The 15085-nt window shown below is 66.1% G+C and carries 18 protein-coding genes; 3 read left to right on the forward strand and 15 right to left on the reverse strand.

Going from position 1 to position 15085, the window contains the following annotated elements; translation table 11 throughout:
• Positions 1–55: 55 nt before the first annotated feature.
• Positions 56–1153 carry a tartrate dehydrogenase gene (locus AC1DEM_RS03730; protein ID WP_476883174.1) on the reverse strand — a complete coding sequence of 366 codons (1098 nt, stop codon included), beginning with the start codon at positions 1151–1153 and terminating at the stop codon, positions 56–58.
• Positions 1154–1268: 115 nt separating this feature from the next.
• Complete coding sequence (locus AC1DEM_RS03735; protein ID WP_476883175.1) at positions 1269–2183, reverse strand: LysR family transcriptional regulator; 915 nt, start codon at positions 2181–2183, stop codon at positions 1269–1271.
• 265 nt (positions 2184–2448) lie between these two features.
• Between AC1DEM_RS03735 and AC1DEM_RS03740 the strand changes: the two genes are divergently transcribed.
• Both AC1DEM_RS03740 and AC1DEM_RS03745 read left to right on the forward strand, forming a co-directional pair.
• On the forward strand, positions 2449–3978 hold the full coding sequence (locus AC1DEM_RS03740) for a CYTH and CHAD domain-containing protein (protein ID WP_476883176.1): 1530 nt from the start codon (positions 2449–2451) through the stop codon (positions 3976–3978).
• A 30-nt stretch (positions 3979–4008) separates the two neighbouring features.
• Positions 4009–4947 carry a 5'-3' exonuclease gene (locus AC1DEM_RS03745; protein ID WP_476883177.1) on the forward strand — a complete coding sequence of 313 codons (939 nt, stop codon included), beginning with the start codon at positions 4009–4011 and terminating at the stop codon, positions 4945–4947.
• Between the two features lie 81 nt (positions 4948–5028).
• Here AC1DEM_RS03745 and AC1DEM_RS03750 read toward each other — a convergent pair whose 3' ends face one another.
• The 4 genes from AC1DEM_RS03750 to AC1DEM_RS03765 all read right to left on the reverse strand — a co-directional run bounded on the left by AC1DEM_RS03750 (position 5029) and on the right by AC1DEM_RS03765 (position 7095).
• Positions 5029–5205 carry a CsbD family protein gene (locus AC1DEM_RS03750; RefSeq protein ID WP_377984368.1) on the reverse strand — a complete coding sequence of 59 codons (177 nt, stop codon included), beginning with the start codon at positions 5203–5205 and terminating at the stop codon, positions 5029–5031.
• Positions 5206–5356: 151 nt separating this feature from the next.
• The gene (locus AC1DEM_RS03755) at positions 5357–5509 is read right to left on the reverse strand and encodes a hypothetical protein (RefSeq protein WP_476883178.1); all 153 of its coding nucleotides are present in this window, start codon (positions 5507–5509) and stop codon (positions 5357–5359) included.
• 92 nt (positions 5510–5601) lie between these two features.
• Positions 5602–6375, reverse strand: coding sequence for a GAF and ANTAR domain-containing protein (locus AC1DEM_RS03760; protein ID WP_476883179.1), 774 nt, complete (start codon positions 6373–6375; stop codon positions 5602–5604).
• Between the two features lie 27 nt (positions 6376–6402).
• Entirely contained in the window at positions 6403–7095 is a 693-nt protein-coding gene (locus AC1DEM_RS03765; protein ID WP_476883180.1) for a GAF and ANTAR domain-containing protein, read from the reverse strand.
• 267 nt (positions 7096–7362) lie between these two features.
• On the opposite strand from AC1DEM_RS03765, the gene AC1DEM_RS03770 reads away from it, so the two are divergent.
• Positions 7363–7839 carry a hypothetical protein gene (locus AC1DEM_RS03770; RefSeq protein WP_476883181.1) on the forward strand — a complete coding sequence of 159 codons (477 nt, stop codon included), beginning with the start codon at positions 7363–7365 and terminating at the stop codon, positions 7837–7839.
• An 80-nt stretch (positions 7840–7919) separates the two neighbouring features.
• Here AC1DEM_RS03770 and AC1DEM_RS03775 read toward each other — a convergent pair whose 3' ends face one another.
• From AC1DEM_RS03775 to AC1DEM_RS03815, 9 genes are all read right to left on the reverse strand, one after another.
• Positions 7920–8537 (reverse strand): PadR family transcriptional regulator, encoded by a 618-nt coding sequence (locus AC1DEM_RS03775; protein ID WP_476883182.1) that lies wholly within the window; start codon positions 8535–8537, stop codon positions 7920–7922.
• Positions 8538–8688: 151 nt separating this feature from the next.
• Positions 8689–9603: an alpha/beta fold hydrolase gene (locus AC1DEM_RS03780; RefSeq protein WP_476883183.1), complete on the reverse strand. Its 915-nt coding sequence runs from the start codon at positions 9601–9603 to the stop codon at positions 8689–8691.
• A gap of 70 nt (positions 9604–9673) precedes the next feature.
• Entirely contained in the window at positions 9674–10777 is a 1104-nt protein-coding gene (locus AC1DEM_RS03785) for a cation diffusion facilitator family transporter (RefSeq protein WP_476883184.1), read from the reverse strand.
• Positions 10774–11151, reverse strand: a complete 378-nt coding sequence (locus tag AC1DEM_RS03790) for an ArsR/SmtB family transcription factor (RefSeq protein ID WP_476883185.1) — start codon at positions 11149–11151, stop codon at positions 10774–10776. The genes AC1DEM_RS03785 and AC1DEM_RS03790 overlap by 4 nt, the downstream gene beginning before the upstream one ends.
• A 43-nt stretch (positions 11152–11194) precedes the next feature.
• Positions 11195–11782: a DinB family protein gene (locus tag AC1DEM_RS03795; protein ID WP_476883186.1), complete on the reverse strand. Its 588-nt coding sequence runs from the start codon at positions 11780–11782 to the stop codon at positions 11195–11197.
• Positions 11760–12182, reverse strand: a complete 423-nt coding sequence (locus tag AC1DEM_RS03800; RefSeq protein WP_476883187.1) for an arsenate-mycothiol transferase ArsC — start codon at positions 12180–12182, stop codon at positions 11760–11762. Before AC1DEM_RS03800 ends, AC1DEM_RS03795 begins: the two co-directional genes overlap by 23 nt.
• Positions 12179–13609, reverse strand: coding sequence for an FAD-dependent oxidoreductase (locus tag AC1DEM_RS03805; protein WP_476883188.1), 1431 nt, complete (start codon positions 13607–13609; stop codon positions 12179–12181). Before AC1DEM_RS03805 ends, AC1DEM_RS03800 begins: the two co-directional genes overlap by 4 nt.
• A 207-nt stretch (positions 13610–13816) precedes the next feature.
• Positions 13817–14239, reverse strand: a complete 423-nt coding sequence (locus AC1DEM_RS03810; RefSeq protein ID WP_476883189.1) for an arsenate reductase ArsC — start codon at positions 14237–14239, stop codon at positions 13817–13819.
• 151 nt (positions 14240–14390) lie between these two features.
• A complete protein-coding gene (locus AC1DEM_RS03815) occupies positions 14391–15065 on the reverse strand; it encodes a metalloregulator ArsR/SmtB family transcription factor (RefSeq protein WP_476883190.1) in 675 nt (224 codons plus the stop codon).
• Between the last annotated feature and the right edge of the window lie 20 nt (positions 15066–15085).

The raw sequence follows: 15085 nt of genomic DNA on the forward strand, positions 1-15085 counted from the left end.
GCCGGGCGGGCGGCGGCGACGGTGCGCGGCGCCGGCCGCCCCGAACAAGATCTGGCTAGACGGCGGCCAAGCTGTGGGCGAGGGCCTTGATGATGGCGTCAGTGACGTCATCGGTGTTGGCCTTGCCGCCGACGTCGCGCGTCAGGTAGCCGGCGGCCGTGGTCTGCTCGATGGCGGCCTCGATGCGGCGGGCTTCCTCGTGCAGGCCGAAGTGGTCCAGCATCAGCGCGGCGCTGGCGATCGCGCCGATCGGGTTGCTGATGCCCTTGCCGGCAATGTCCGGCGCGGAGCCGTGGACCGGTTCGAACATGGACGGGAAGCGGCGTTCCGGGTTCAGGTTCGCGCTGGCCGCCAGGCCGAGGCTTCCGGCCAGAGCCGAGCCGAGGTCCGAGAGGATGTCCGCGTTCAGGTTCGAGGCGACGACGACGGAGAGGTCTTCGGGGTGCAGGATGAACTTGGCGCTCATGGCGTCCACCAGGACGCTTTCGGTGGCCACGTCGGGGTAGTCCAGGGCCACGCGCTGGAAAGTTTCGTCCCAGAGGACCATGCCGTATTGCTGGGCGTTGGACTTGGTGACGGAGGAGACCTTCTTCACCGTGCGGGTCCGGGCGAGGTCGAAGGCGAAGCGCATAATCCGCTCGCAGCCCTTTTCGGTGAACAGGGCCGTTTGGAGGGCCACTTCATTGCCGGGGCCGCGGCCGCTGAGGTTCCGTCCACCCAGGCCGGCGTACTCGCCTTCGCTGTTTTCGCGGACCACTATCCAGTCGAGCTCGGTGTGATCGGCTTTGCGCAGCGGGGACTGGATGCCGGGCAGGAACTTCACCGGGCGGACGTTGGCCCACTGGTCGAAGTTCTGCGTGATGTTCAGGCGCAGGCCCCAGAGGCTGACGTGGTCCGGGACGTTCTCCCAGCCGACGGCGCCGAAGTAGATGGCGTCAAAGTCCTTAAGGACTTCCAGGCCGTTCGGGTCCATCATCTGGCCGGTCTTTTCGAAGTAGCCGCAGCCCCACGGGAACTCAGTCCATTCGAAGGCGAACTTGCCGCCGGAATTCTCTGCAAGGGCATCCAGGACGCGGCGTCCGGCGGAGACAACTTCCTTGCCGACGCCGTCGGCGGGGATGGAAGCGATGCTGAATTTCTGGGTGGCGCTCATGTGCCTACCTCCTCGTTGAGTGTTAGCAGCGTCACACTGCTTGTCCTCTTCAAGTAGACGGCCCGGCACCAGCCGCCGTCCAAGACCAAGACTCGATACGCTAAATAGGCTCAACCTATTGGTCGACGGCGTGCGGCCCGTTGGCAGCCGCCACATGCAGCTCCGCGACGGCCAGGAAGGCTTTGGCCGCGGGCGTCAGGTCGTCCTTCCGGCTCAGGATGGCGACGTCGAGATGGGACACCGGTTCGATCAGCAGGGTCCGCAGCCCTGACTTGTGCGCCAGCGGCGCCCAGGATGAGGGCATCACGGCGTGGCCCACCCCAGCCAGGACCAGCGGCAGGATGGAGGTCCGGTGCGCGACCTCCACCACGATGTCCGTGTTGACGCCGCGGGCCAGGGCGTCGTCGACCAGCCAGCGCATCAGGGACCCGCGCTGGCTTGCGATCAGCCGGTGCCCGCCAAGATCCTCACGCTGAATGGCCGTCCCCGGACCGAACGCGTCCGCCTGCGGGTTGACGATGAGGATCAACGGCTGGCGCTCGAGCTCCAGGACCTGGACGCCCGGGACCCGCATGGGGTTTGGGGATCCGGCCAGGCCGATTTCGGTGCTGCCGCTGCGGACAGATTCAACGACCTCCTCGGGCGTGAACGCGGCACTGACGTTCAGCCGCACCGACGGATGTGCCCGGGTGTACGCCGCGATCATGGACGTCAGAGGCTCGATGCCGGGGGAGGGCATGGTGATAATGTCCAGCCGCCCGCTCTGCACGCCCCGCAGCGCCTGAACCGCTGACTGCGCGGCATCCAGGTCCCGCATGACCAGCCGGGCCGGCCCGACGAGTTCTTTGCCCGCTTCGCTGAGCACCGCGCGGCGGCCGATGCGGTGAAAGAGCGGCACCCCGAGTTCCTTCTCCAGGCCCGCGATTGTCTGTGAGAGCGACGGCTGGGCGATGAGCAGGTGCTCTGCGGCGCGGCTGAAGCCGTCGTGGTCAACGACGGCCAGAAAATACTTCAGCTTCCGTGTGTCCACGCCAGCTCCTTCACCGGTCCGGTCCTGGGGCTGCCGGCGCCGTGGAACGCACGGCCGGGGGCGGCGCAGCGTGCGGCGCGGACGCATAGATAGCCTACGCCTATCAGAGCGAAGCTGCCCAGCCTGGCTGGGCGCCGCGGAGGTCTGGTCGGGCTGTTCCCGCAGGCCTAGAATCGGGCTGGGCGGAACTGGCCAAGGCGCCGGCCTGACTCGCCCGCCGGAGACCAAGTCCGTGTTCCAGCGGTGCCAGTAGGGGGAGCCCGCCATGGGAACCACGGGAAAACTTGAAACGGAACAAAAGTTCGACGCCGAGACCTCCTCAGCGCTTCCGGACCTGCTGGACATAGAGGGTGTTGACGACGTCGCAGAGCCGGTGACGGATCAGCTTGAGGCTGTGTACTTCGACACCCCGTCCTTGGCCCTCGCAGCACGGCGCCTGACCCTGCGGCGGCGCACGGGCGGAGCGGACGCCGGGTGGCACCTCAAGCTTCCCGCCGGAACCGACCAGCGGGAGGAAATCCATGCCCCGCTGGGCCAGCCGGAGACCGTTCCGGACGAACTATCCGCTCATGTGCAGGTATTCACCCGGGGCGAGGAACTGGTGCCCGTCGCCCGGCTGAGTACGCGGCGCACCTCCTACCGGCTGTACGGGCCTCTCGGTGAGCACTTGGCCGACTTCGCCGACGACCATGTCCACGCCGAGGCGTTGCAGCCGCCAGGGCCGGCCCTCGAATGGCGTGAGTGGGAGCTCGAACTGGTCCATGGACCCCGGGAGTTCCTGGACGCCGCCGCCGCAACCCTGACGTCCACGGGCGCGGCCCAAGCCTCCTATCCGTCCAAATTGGCCCGTACTTTTGGGGATGCCTGGCCGGCCGAGCTGAGTCCCCGGACCGGAAAACCCCGGAAGAAACTCCGGAAGAAAGGACCGGCAGCCGACGTCGTGACGGCGTATCTGGACGCACGGATCGAGGACTACATCGCCCATGATCCGGGCGTACGGCTGGGGGCACCGGATTCCGTCCACAAGATGCGGTCAGCCACCCGCCGGGCGCGCTCCGCCCTGGCCACCTATCGCAAACTCTTCAAGCGCTCAGCAGTCCGGGAACTCCAGGCTGAACTGAAGTGGCTGGGCCAGGTCCTGGGTCCGGCCCGCGACGCCGAGGTGATGCTGCAGCGGCTTCGCCAGCACGTCCTGGAACTCCCCGAAGAACAGCAGTCCGGCTCTTTGCGCCAGATGATCGAACTGGAGCTGGTCGCAGCCCACGACGCAGGTTACAGAAGCGTCCTGGAGACCCTCCGGACCGACCGCTATTTCCGTCTCCTTGGCTCCCTTGAAGATTTCCGGGACAACCCGCCTGCCAAGCCTCGCGCCTTCCGCCCCGCACGCAAAGTGACGGCCAAGCTGGTGAACAAGGCAGCACAACGGGTGGAGCGTTCCCGGAAGGCCGTCAAACGCTCGGCAGGCCGGACCGCCCGCGACACGGCCCTGCACGAGGTCCGAAAGGACGCCAAACGCCTGCGCCACGCGGGCGAATCGGTCATGGAGATTCACGGCAAACGCGCCGCCAAGCTCACAAAGTCGGCTGGACGGCTCCAGACAGTCCTCGGCGACCATCAGGACAGCGTCATGGCGACCACCCTGCTGCGGAGACTGGCGGCCACCCAGGACCGGCCCGCCGATACCGACCTGGGCTTCGAGACTTTGCTGGCGATGGAAAAACGCATTGCCCGGCAGACGGAGAAAAAAGCCCGCAAGGTAGGAAAAAAGCTTGGCCGCCTGCGGCTCCGCTCCTGATCCGCGGGCGCATCCGTGCCAGGATCAGTCATGACCGACCGCCTGATGTTGCTCGATACCGCGTCACTGTACTTTCGCGCGTTCTACGGCGTGCCCGACACGATCCGCCGCGCCGACGGTACGCCGGTGAACGCCGTCCGCGGGCTGCTCGACATGATCGCGCGGCTCACCACCGACTACGGCGCGACGCATCTCATTGCGTGCTGGGACGACGATTGGCGTCCGCAGTGGCGGGTGGACCTCATCCCGAGCTATAAGTCGCACCGGGTCGCCGAGATCGTGGCCAGTGCCCCCGATGTCGAGGTGGTGCCGGACGCACTCGAGGCGCAGATTCCGATGATCCGCCGGGTGCTCGAGCTCGCCGGCATCGCCGTCGTCGGGGCTGCCGAACACGAGGCTGACGACGTGATCGGCACCTACGCCAGCCACGCCGGGCTTCCGGTCGATGTGGTGACGGGTGACCGCGACCTCTTCCAGATCGTCGACGACGCCCGTCAGGTGCGGGTGCTTTACACCGCGCGTGGGATGAGGAACCTCGAAGTCCTGACCGACGCCGTCGTCGTCGATAAGTACCGGGTGCTGCCCGGGCAGTACGCCGACTACGCGACCCTGCGCGGCGACAGCTCCGACGGGCTGCCGGGCGTCGCCGGCATCGGGGAGAAAACCGCCGCGTCGCTGCTCGGAGAGTACGGCACACTCGACGGGCTGCTAGCGGCTGCGGTGGACGCAGGAAGCGCGCTGTCCACTGGCGTGCGGTCGAAACTCGCCGCGGCGGCGGACTACCTCGCGGTCGCGCCCGCCGTCGTGAAGATCGTGCGGGACCTGGAACTGCCTACGCTCGAGGAGGCGGGCGCACAGCTGCACCCGGTCCTCGGCGGCTCGCGGGCCGACCTTGAGCGTCTCGCCACAGAGTGGAACCTCGGCGGATCGGTCGGGCGGCTCCTGGAGGCGTTCGACCTGCGTCGTTAGGGAATTCCTTGGATTGTTTGGGCAAAAAGCCGGGGCGGAGGTGCGATCCGGACTGCACCTCCGCCCTCCGGCGGCCTGTTTTCAGTGTTTCTTGAAAGCGTCCTTGACTTTTTCGCCGGCCTGCTTCAGGTCTGCTTTGACTTGGTGGCTCTTGCCTTCGGCCTTCAGCTTGTCGTCTCCGGTGGCTTTGCCGGCTGTCTCTTTGCCCTTGCCGTGGAGTTTCTCGGCGGCATTGTGGATCTTGTCACCCAGGCCCATGATGATCCTCCTTATTTGGTCGCCCCCGCGACGTGAATGCCATGGAGGCCACAGTTAATTGTAGGGACAGAAGTGCCGAAAGTGGAGGCGATGGTTCATCAACAATTGCGCTGGCCCGGACCAAAGAGCGGCCCTGGGGCGACTAACAAATTTAGCCGATTAAGGTATGCAGATTCACTCCGAAGATGGCCACCAGGGGCCAGAGAATAATTGCCGCCAGGCCCTCCAGAATGTTGCCGGGGATGTTCCATGCCACAAAGTAGCCGTGCGTGGCGGCGACCACTACGCCGATGGCCAGATACACGGTCCCGATCAGACCTATTCCGCGCCCGCCAGATTGGCGCCTGCCTATTCCGCGCATCATCGCTCTTTTCCCGCCGCGGGGTGTGGCTCTAACTATAAAGTTCCGGAGTGTTTTCCGGGAGGGACCATTGGCAGGGGTCGGCGCCCCTCGGGATCGACGGTGATTCTGCGGTTGATGATTCTTTCCGCGGTGTCGTAGAGCGTCTGGTTGTGGGCGCGGGCGTAGCCGCGGAGCAACGCAAACGCCGTGTTCATGTCGACATTGGAGGTGTGGGCAATCACGCCCTTGGCCTGCTCGATCAGGATGCGGCTGTTGAGTGCTCGCTTCAACTGTTCGTTGATCAGGGCGTTTTCCCGCTCCGCGCGTTCCTGCAGGAGGGTGATGGTTGCCACGTCCGCGAACGCCTGTGCAATTGCGGCGTCCTCGGAACTGAGGGGACCGGTCTCATGGCCAAAGAGGTTCAGGGCACCGATGGTCCGGCTGCGCAGGCGCATGGGGACGGCGTGCAGGGACCGGAATCCCTGGGACAGGGCAGAAGACTGGAAGAGGGGCCACCGGGAAGCCTGCGCCGCGATGTCATCAATAGCTACGACAGCGCCGGTACGGAAGCAGTCCACGCACGGCCCCGCCCCAGCCTCGAGCTGAAGAACTTCCACCAGTTGGCTTTCCTCGCTGGTCGAGGCCATTACCTGGAGGTCTCCGGCCGGATCGACAAGCACAAGTCCGGCGGCCGCGGCATCAAGAATTCCCACTGATTCCTCCACCAGGGTGTGGAGAAGGTCCAAGACGTCATACTCCGCCACAAGAGTGTCCGCTATCTTGACGAAAGCGGCACTCACGCGAGCGGCACGGCCCAGCATCGCCATACAAGGATTTTACTCCAGGCGCCCATTTCAGTCGCCCCCCGGGGTGAAGTCAAGGCCCCTGCTGACCACATCCCGGGCGACCTCCCGGACGGTACGCCCCTGGGCAAATGCGTACGCCCGCATCAGCAGGAGGGCGTCCCGCGCCGAAGTCCCGGCCTGTGCCAGAACCATTCCTGTGGCCTGGTGGATCTCGCGCCGGGACAGGGGAGAGTCATCCGCCGGAGCGTCCGTGCCGTCTCCGGGGGTAATGGACAGGAGCTGCCGCAGCAAAAGCCAGGTCGCTTCGTCGGCGAGTTGCAGGGCCGTGGATTGCTCCGTCTGGCTCAGCGGGCCCGATTCGGACCTGTAAAGCTCCGCCACGCCGATGTCCAAGGCACCGAGCACGAGCGGGAAAACGAAAAGGGCCGAAACATCCAGTTCCAACAACGATTCAGCAAAGACCGGCCACGCGGCGTGCGGTCCCCTGCGCATATCCGGCAAAAGCACGGGCCTGCGGGTTTGCAGGGCCTCCCAGCGCGGTCCTTCCCCCAGATCGAACTGCAGCTCATCGATCCTGGCCGCCACCGCGTCGCTGGCGCACACCATGGTCGCCGGTGACAGGCCGGAAAAGACAGAAATCGCTGCACCGGAGATCGCCAACGACTCAACGAATCCCTTGCACAGGCCGGCATCGAGTCCCTCCGCCATTGAACCGGTGCCTGAGCCTGTGCCGTCAGCCATTGTTCCTCCAGTTTATGCCCACCTGAACTGGACCCGGATGGCAACTGTTGTCAGTTCTGCCGCGGCTGTCGAGAGCCATGGCCCGGTCCTTTGAGGCCTACCTTCCTGATCCAATGCCAGATAAAATAAGTGTGTTGCCCCGGACCCTGGTAGCGCCATCCTCTCAGCGCACTTTCCAGGAGGCTCCTGATGCGAGGCAACCCAATGATCCGTCCAGCGTCCACACACCCGTTCCATCGGTCCGGACCAATCACCGATGTTCCGCGCATGGGACTGATGAAACCCGATGCGGGACAGCGGGCCCAGGATTTTGATACCGGCCAGGAAGGGCCTCCCTCCACGTCTGCCCTGGCGCTCGAGGAGCTGGCCGTCGAGCTGGCCGAGTTCCTGGGAGGGCGGCAAAAACCGAGTCTGGAACGGGTGCCCTCTTCCGCTTGGCATCGCAGCGGCGCGCAAGATTTCGGCGTTTGGCGGGACCAGCAACTGGCAGAGATCGAGGATCTCGCCGGGGACCTCAAACGGAAGGTAGCCCGGTATGCGTCGTTGCGGGCAGTCCAGTCCTCCGACGTGAGCACGAGGCCAGCCGACGCGGCTGCCGTAGCGTGGATTCACGAAGCCCTGGAGGATATCGCCGCGACTGCCTTGGGTCTGGAAATCGCGTCCCGGGAACTGTTCCTTCGGGCCGGGATGGCCGAGGGGCAGACTTTGAAAGTTGAGGCAGCCCAGGACCAAGCCGCAGAATGATCAGCCCCATCGGGGTCAGGCAGGTTAATTTGAGCCCGACCGCCTAGAGCCCAGGCAGCCACGTCTGACAAACAGCGGTGTTAGTCGGCGAGGATGCGGTAGAGCGCGCGGCGGGTTTCATCGAGTTTTTCCATTGCGGCATTTCGTTGCTCCTCGGTTGCCGAGAAGCGGAACTGGTGGATGACTCCCATGAGCTTCCCCACGCTCTCGTGAAACGCGGGCCCGGAGCCCTGCGCGTCGGTTTTCCACGCGTTTCCCAGCTCTTCTGCGTGATCGGCCACGTAGGCCTTGCCCGCATCGGTCAGCGTGAACTCGGTGCGCCGGCCCTCACCGACGGGCGCGATGAGATCCTCATCGACGAGCTGCTGGAGCGTCGGGTAGACGGAGCCCGGGCTCGGCCGCCAGGCACCAGAGGTCTTTTCGGCAATTGTCTTGATCAGGCCGTAGCCGTTGGATGGTGCCTCGGCCAGGAGGGAGAGAATCGCCGAGCGGACATCGCCCCTGCTGGCCCGCCGTGAACCGCCCGGACCGAACCCTGGTCCGAAGCCAGGACCAAATCCTGGCCCAAACCCGCGGCCCGGCCCGAAACCACCGTGTCCGTGGGGTCCACGGCGGCTCCTGCCTCGCCCGAAGCGTCCCGCGGCGGGTCCGCCGTCGTTGAATTTATCGTTGAATTTGTCGTCGTGAATGCCTTTCATAGCGGCATCGTCCTTCCAGTTCAAGTGACTCTGACTAGTAGCGCCGATGTTTCGGCGATACTTAACGATATATCGGTGAGTATCGCCGGTCAAGAGTCATTGCAGCTGGATTTCGGGGGTTCACGGAGATCGCCCGCCGCAGACCGACAGCTCACAGGGCACGCAGATCATCGAGCAGGCGCTGCACCTGCTCCGGCCGCTCAATGTTGGCGAAATGGCCGCAACGCGGGATCGTCACCGTCTGGGCGTGCGGGATGATGCTGGCCAACTGAACCAGGTCGGACTGAGGCGTGAACACATCGCGGTCCCCGCGGATCGCCAGGGCGGGGGAGCGGATGCCGCGCCACTGGCCAAAATCGTAGTGGGCCGCGGCCCGGGCTGCCGCGGAGAAGCTGGCCGGCCGGGCGTCGTCGCCGAGCCCGCGGAGCACGCCGGCGGGAATGGCTGCGGGTTCTGCGAAGAATGGCGACGTCAGCGGTCGCATCACAGGGGTGGCCCCGATTGCATGGACCAGGGCCGACCCCGCCGGACCCAGGACTGCCATGGAGCGCATGGCCAGCAGCATGCCAACAAACGCCGGGAACGTGAACAGGCTGCGCAGTGGCCTGCGGGCCGCCCCGGACACGCCGAATGTGGTGGCTGAAATGGTGGCCACGCTGGCGGTCCGTTCGGGCTGCACCGCGGCAAGGTGTAATGCCAGGAACCCTCCCATGGAGTGGCCCACCAGGTTCCAGCGCCGGTAGCCGAGTGAATTCAGCACGTCGGTGACAGCCTGTGCCATCGCCTCGATACCGAAATCTTCCAGCCGGGCACCCTTGGTGGATTCACCCCAGCCCGGAAGATCAATCAGCACCCGATCGTGGGCCGAGGCCGCGGGAAGCAGTGGCCGGAAGGTAGTCCAGGATCCCGCGGCGCCATGAAGGTAGACATCCGCTGTGCCGGACGCCGGTGGCCGGCCACCGGTACCCTTCTGGACCCGCACCGTGCAGGGACCCAGCTCCGTGGGAATAACTTCCCGCCGCAGCGGAGCCATTCCCGTGGCGGCGGCTGCCTGCTGAACACTCATGGTCACCTTCCGTTCGTGGTCTCTGAAAGTGATTCGGTGCGGCGGGCGTGAAGGACCGGGGGCGGCAGGTTTATCCGTGGCTCGGGGGACGAGGCGGTCCGTCCGCGCCTGTCTGGGCGAACGCGGGCACCGTCGTCACGGATCCCACGTTCGGGAGTGCCTGGCGGACGGCATGGTCGAGTTGGTCGTGGATAGTGGCAAGTTCCCCTAAAGCGGTGAGTTCGGTCAGCGGGATAGAGACCTCGACATGTAGCCGGTGGCCGGACCAGCGCAGCCGGGACGTTGCGCCGGCGGGGGCGTGGGCGGCGACAACCGCGGCCAGGCGGTCCGTCAGGTCAGGGTCGACGCCGTCCATGAGCCGGCGCCCGATGTCGCGAATGGTTCCCCACAGCAGCACGGCGATTGCGGCGGAGATGAACAGGCCCACGATCGGGTCCGCGAGGGGAAACCCGAGCCAGATGCCAATGACTCCGGCGACGACGGCCAGTGAAGTGAAGCCGTCGGTGCGGGCGTGAATGCCGTCGGCGACGAGCGCGGCGGAGCCGATCCGTCGTCCCACGCGGATCCTGTAGATCGCGACGAGTTCGTTGCCGGCAAAGCCCACAAGCCCGGCGGCGAGCACCCAGCCCAGGTTCTGGACCGGCTGGGGTTCAAAGAAGCGGCGGATCGATTCGACGGCGGCCACGACGGCCGAGAGTGCAATCATCGACACGATGAACAGCCCTGCAAGGTCCTCGGCGCGGCCGAATCCGTAGGTGAACGTCCGGGTCGCGCGGCGGCGTCCGAGCAGGAAGGCGATCCACAGCGGCACGGCGGTCAGGGCATCGGAAAAATTGTGGACCGTGTCCGCCAGCAGCGCCACGGACCCACTGATCAAGACGATGACCAGCTGGAACAGTGACGTCGCCCCCAGCCCGAGCAGGGACACTTTCACGGCACGAATGCCCTGGGCGCTTGTCTCCATTGCTGAGTCGATCGAGTCGGCCGCGTCATGGGAGTGGGGCACGAAGAGCCCTTGCAGCCACCCCTTGAACCCGGTCGCGTGAACGTGCCCGTGCGAGCCGTGGTGATGGTCGTCGTCGTGAGCCTGAAAGCCGCCGTCGTCTGCGTCATGCCCGGAGTGACTGTGCGGGTGCCGGTGGATCTCGTGGCCGGGATGCGTGGGCCGGTTCATGCGCCGGCCTCCGTCTTGAGGCCGTGCGGAGCGGCGGTGTGATGCGGAGCTACGCCGAGGGTGTGTTCGGCCTGGTGAATGGCGTCGGCTACGAGCTGCCAGGCGTGCCCGTCCTGCAGGCGGTAGTAGACCTTGGTGCCTTCCTGGCGGGTGGCGACCATGCGCGCCAGCCGCATCTTAGCCAGATGCTGGGAAACCGCAGCCGCAGATTTTCCGGCCTTTTCGGCAAGCACGTTGACGGGAAGTTCGCCGTGGCGCAGGGCCAGGATCAGCCTCACCCGGGTGGCATCGGCCAGCATGGCAAAAACCTCCACCGCCAGTTCAACGTACTGACTGTCCGCGGTGAGGGTGCAAGCATCGCTATCTGCATTCATACGCAGATACTTACATATAACTGCGCCGCTCACAAGGCGGCTGTCAGTCGTCGCCCCGTTCACTCCGAAGACTCAGCTGCTTGGCGTGGAAGTCGAAATGGCGTGTGGGGTAGGCGTACACATCGTTGAGCGTCATCAGCGGTGTGAAGAACGGGTCCCATCTGGCGGGGAACGGCATCGACCTGGCTAGCAACTCGGAGCTCTCGTGGCCGAGGCGGCGGGAGAGTGCGGCGATGGTTATGTCCAGTTTCCGGCTCATTCTGCGTCTGTTGTAGACGACGGCGGCGGCCCGGGAACCCCAGTAGTTCACCGCATCGAACGGACGAGTGCCCGCGTTGAGGACGGTTGCAAATGCTCTGCCAACCGGGCGGGGGAGCCGGCTGACAACGTTGACGAGCGGAAGCAGGGCGCGGACCACCATGTAGCCGAAGACCATGTGGAAGAGCAGCTCCTCGTTGGTCCAGCGTGTCCCGTCGGATTTGCGGTGGAGATCTGCGGGCGCTGCGCCCTGCAGGAAGGCGTCGAGGTCGCGGTGGGCGCGGCTGTACCCCGCCAGGATCTGGTCCTTCGTCGGGTCCACGATGTGCGCTCCGGCGTCGCGGGTACGGTCAGTTTCCGGTGAGCTCCGCATACAGTTTCTGGACTCGGGCCTTAATGTCGTCCCGGACCAGGCTCATGCGCTCCATACCTTCGATGCCGCGTTCGGAGGGCTCGTCCGTATCCCAGAACTCGAGCCGCTTGCCCTCGCGGGGCTCGACTTTAGCTTCGGTGCCCAGGACGATGACGACGTCGGCCGCCTCCAGGGCGTCCTCGGTGACGGGTTTGGGGTGTTCGGAGCTGATGTCGATGCCGAGCTCGTTTAGGGACTCCACGGCCTGCGGGTTCAGCGATTCGGCGGGCTTGGTCCCGGCGGAGTGCACCGTAACGGTTCCGTCGGCGAGCTGGTTCATCAGTCCGGCGGCGAGCTGGGATTTTCCGCCGTTCTTGCTGCAGACGAACAGGACGCTGGGTGTTTTCGTGGTCTCGGTCATGCCTTCGATTCTTCCTTATCGACGCCGGGGCTGCTGAGCACGGATGCGGCCGGTTGGCTTTCGCCGGAGCGGCCGTGGGACAGCCCCGTGGGGAAACCGATGATGAGCGGCACCGGAGCCGCGCAGCATGAGGACTCGGACAGGAGGTCGGCGGCGGGCGGAACGTCGCAGCCGGTCCCGGTGTCGGAGGAGCAGACGCCGGTTTCGGGGAGTTCAAGCTGGACGGTGTCGGCGGCTTCGCGGTCACCGGCCAGGGCCGCGGCGACGGAGCGGACCTGTTCGTAGCCGGTGGCGAGCAGGAAGGTCGGCGCCCTGCCGTAGGACTTCATGCCGACCATGTAGAAGTCCTTGTCCGGGTGGGCCAGCAGTGCTGCGCCGTGCGGAGGGACGGTGCCGCAGGAATGGAATTCAGGGTCGATGAGCGGGCCCAGTTCGGTGGGTGCTTCGACGGCCGGATCCAGGTTCAGCCGCAGTTCCCGCAGGATCTCCAGGTCCGGGCGGAAGCCGGTGCAGGGAACGAGGATGTCGGCCTCGAGGGTCCGGCCGTCCACGGACTCGACGGTCACGTGCGAGGGGAGGGATTTCAGCGAGCCGATGCCGAAGCCGGTGTGCAGTTCGATGGTTCCTGCCTCGACGAGGCGGCGCAGGCGGGCACCGAGCTGGCCGCGGGCGGGCAGCCCGTCGGCGTCGCCGCCGCCGTAGACCTTCTCGGCGGAGGCGCCGCGGACCGCCCAGAGGATCCGGGTGTCCGGTTCGTCCTTGGCCAGGTCGGCGAGGCTGATGAGGGTGTTCGCGGCGGAGTGGCCGGCGCCGACGACCAGGACACGGCGGCCGGCGAACGCGTCCCGGTCACGGCCAGTAACGTCGGGCAGCGGGGCGGAGATCCTGGAGGCGGCGGCGGCTTCGCCGACCGCGGGCAGCCCGGAGGATCCCAGCGGGTTGCGGGTGGACCAGGTGCCGGAGGCGTCAATGACCCCGGCCACGGTGTGGTCGCGGGTTTCTCCGTCCTCGTGCTCGACGCGGACCACGAACGATGCGGCGTCGCGGTTGCGGGTGTGGGTCTTGTCCATGCCCTGGCGGGTGACCGCGAGGACGCGGGCGCCGGTCCGCAGGCGCGAGGCGATCTCGGGAAGGGCAGCCAGCGGTGTCAGGTACTGCTCAATGAGCTCCCCGCCGAAGGGCAGGGCCGTGGGCCGGGGCGATTCCCAACCGGAGGCTTCGAGCAGGCGGACGGCGGCGGCGTCGGTGTTGTACCGCCAGGGGGAGAACAACCGGATGTGGCGCCACTGCTCGATCGCGGCACCCGCGGTGGGGCCGGCTTCGAAGATCAGCGGTTCCAGACCGCGTTCCAGCAGGTGGGCCGCAGCGGCCAGGCCCACGGGACCGGCGCCGATCACGGCAACGGGAAGGTTCTTCGTTGAATCCATAGTGCCCTCTCTTTCATCCGTAAGTGTGGCGGTTCTGTTGGGAGACACCTGCCGGTCCCTGGTGGGGCCGGCGAACGGGGTGTTAGCAGCGGCCCTGCATGTCATCAGGGCAGTCGTCGCAGCAACCCGAGTCACTGCAGCATCCTGTCTTCATTCAGCTCACCCCCCTCCGGTCGAGGTCAGGGGCTTCCTGTGGCTCGGTACGGGTTACTTGGCCACGGGGGTGAGGGATGCGATGAGGGCCTCGATGCGGGTCTTGATCTCGTCGCGAATCGGACGGACGGAGTCCACGCCCTGCCCTGCAGGGTCCTCCAGGACCCAGTCCTCGTAGCGCTTGCCGGGGAAATAGGGACACTCGTCGCCGCAGCCCATGGTGATCACGACGTCGGATTCCTTCACGGCCTCGGTGGTGAGGATCTTGGGGATTTCAGCCGACATGTCGATGCCGAGTTCCGCCATGGCCTCCACGGCTGCCGGGTTTACCTGGTCCGCGGGCTGGGAACCGGCTGAGCGGACCTCGATCCGCCCCTCCCCGAGGTTGGTGAGGAAGGCGGCGGCCATCTGGGACCGGCCGGCGTTGTGGACGCAGACGAACAGGACGGACGGCTTCTTGGCGGTTTCGGTGCTCACGAGGTTTCTCCTGGAATCAGTTAGGTGCGGATCGGTTTTGATGAGGTCGACGTCGCCGCGCCACTTTTGACTGCCTAGACATTGATGCCTGTCGATGTATGAAGTATCGAACAATAAATCGATAGTTGTCAATATTTGCGGGTTTCGGGTTTTAGGCAGCGAGTACGCGGGGTGCGAGGTCACTGATCCGGTGGGCGATGTCAGTGAAGGCGCTCTCGAAGGCGTCTTCGGTGTCCAGGCGCAGCGGATCCGGCACCGACCAGTGCGCGCCGCCTAAGCCGGGGAGTTCCTCATGGGCGTTGTCGCAGACGGTCACCACGAAGTCCCCCGTCGCCGCCACTTGATCCAGCCTGCGGGGAGGAAGGTCCGCGAGCTCCACGCCGTGATGGCGGGCGACCTCGATGGCACCTTGGGCGATGCGGTCTGCGGGATGCGTTCCCGCCGACGTCGAGGGGATTTCGCTGACCTGCTGCCAGAGTGCGGCGGCCAGCTGGGACCGTGCACTGTTTCGGGTGCAGACGAACAGCACGCGGCGGGCCCCGTGTTCGGCCCCCGGAACCAGGCCCTCCAGGGCGCCGGGGGCAAGCCGGACATAGCTGCGCCGACGGTCCGCTTCGGAGCGGCGACGGGTTGCCAGCCCGGCCTCTTCCAGCGCGCGCAGATGGTGGGAGAGCAGATTCGAGGGCATTCCCAGCTCTGCCTGCAGCTCCGTCGGGGAGAGGTCGCCCAGGGTCAGCAGGTCGACGATGCGCAGCCGCGCAGGATCGGCGAGGGCCGCGTGCTTGGTTACCCGCGCCCGGAAATCGTCTGCTGCCTCAATATTCATTGGGTCAATTTTGACTGAGT

This window comes from Arthrobacter sp. 05T420 (assembly GCF_056396305.1).